Source organism: Pseudomonas sp. P5_A2_2, from assembly GCF_054177685.1.
Genome location: NZ_JBGCUL010000965.1, coordinates 1 through 1,652, shown reverse-complemented (window position 1 = coordinate 1,652; position 1,652 = coordinate 1). Strand labels below are relative to the sequence as shown.

2 protein-coding genes are annotated in these 1,652 nt (G+C 58.2%); both read left to right on the top strand.

What is annotated here, in order from left to right; all coding sequences use genetic code 11:
- The coding region (locus ACXRVY_RS27835; protein ID WP_458238815.1) for a chromate transporter at positions 1 to 1,050 on the top strand (1,050 nt) is incomplete at its 5' end.
- 83 nt (positions 1,051 to 1,133) lie between these two features.
- A complete protein-coding gene (locus ACXRVY_RS27830; RefSeq protein WP_223462587.1) occupies positions 1,134 to 1,586 on the top strand; it encodes a chromate resistance protein ChrB domain-containing protein in 453 nt (150 codons plus the stop codon).
- Positions 1,587 to 1,652 lie beyond the last annotated feature (66 nt).

The following is a 1,652-nucleotide window of genomic DNA, read 5'->3' as shown; positions in this document are numbered from 1 at the left end:
CCCTCACTGTTCATCCTGATCGCTCTGTCGTGGATGTATATCGCGTTCGGCGAAGTGCCCGTGGTGGCCGGGCTCTTCTATGGGATCAAGCCTGCCGTGACAGCTATCGTGGTGCAGGCGGCCCATCGAATCGGCTCTCGGGCGTTGAAGAACAATTGGCTGTGGGCGATAGCGGCGGCGTCATTTACCGCGATCTTCGCGTTCAATGTTCCGTTCCCGCTGATCGTGCTGGGGGCGGCGTTAATCGGTTATGTCGGCGGACGCCTGGCGCCCGAGCAGTTCAGAACCGGTGGCCATAGCGCCGCCAAAAAGTCTTATGGTCCGGCGTTGATCGATGACGACACGCCATCCCCTGAGCATGCCCGATTCAGTTGGTTAAAACTGGTGCCGCTCGCACTGATCGGCGCCGCACTGTGGGCATTGCCAATGGGGATTTTGACCGCCCTCTTTGGCTGGGAAGGCACCTTGACCCAGATGGGCTGGTTCTTTACCAAGGCGGCGTTGCTGACCTTTGGCGGGGCCTACGCTGTGCTGCCGTATGTCTACCAAGGCGCGGTCGGTCACTATGGCTGGTTAACGCCGACGCAGATGATCGACGGCCTGGCGTTAGGCGAAACCACCCCCGGGCCGTTGATCATGGTGGTGGCGTTCGTCGGCTTTGTTGGCGCCTATGTCTCGCAAGTATTCGGTGCCGACCAAGTATTTCTGGCGGGAGCTGTGGCCGCCGCCCTGGTGACCTGGTTCACCTTCCTGCCCTCGTTCCTGTTCATCCTTGCGGGTGGTCCGCTGGTAGAGTCGACTCACAACGAACTCAAATTCACCGCACCGCTCACCGCCATTACGGCGGCCGTGGTCGGTGTGATCCTTAATCTGGCGTGTTTCTTCGGCTATCACGTACTTTGGCCGAAAGGCTTCAGCGGCAACCTCGACTGGCCCTCGGCACTGATCGCCATTGCCGCGGCGATCGCCTTGTTCCGCTTCAAGCGGGGCGTCATCCAGGTGTTGATGGCCTGCGCGCTCGTCGGTTTGGCAGTACATCTGCTGCGCTAGATCGCACGAGTCGGTTAACAGTCTTTGGCGGGCACTGGGCTCGCCAGATCACCCAGCCTACCGAGCCAGGCAGGAGGTGTTCCATGAGGTGGATTACACGTGAACGGCCCAAGATTGACCGCATCGCCTGTCCCTGGCTGATCGCTCGCTTTATCGATCCGCAGCCTGAGTTTTTATACGTACCCAGTGGTGACGTGCTGCGTTTAGCGGCGGAAAAAGACGCTGTGCCCTACGACATTCCCGGCGTAGAACTGACTCATGAGGGCGAGCTGTGCAGCTTCGACGCTTTTCTGAAAAAGTACCAGCTCAATGAGCCCGCTTTGCAGCAGTTGGCCAAGATCGTCCGTGGCGCTGATACCTCCCGCCTGGATCTGACTCCGCAATCGGCTGGGTTGTACGCCATTTCACTGGGATTGTCGCAGCGATATTCCGATGATCATGAAATGCTTTCGCATGGACTGATCCTATACGACGCACTCTATGCATGGTGCAAGGAATGCCAAGGTGAATCGCATAACTGGCCTCCACAAATGTGAGAAAGCCAGCTTGCATCAATGTAGGAGCGAGCTCGCTCCTACAATTTCCTTAACTGAACAGCATTG

Bases quoted from the DNA above. Each gene is read 5' to 3' on its own strand.
- ACXRVY_RS27830 (WP_223462587.1), top strand. From the start codon at position 1,134: ATGAGGTGGATTACACGTGAACGGCCCAAGATTGACCGCATCGCCTGT.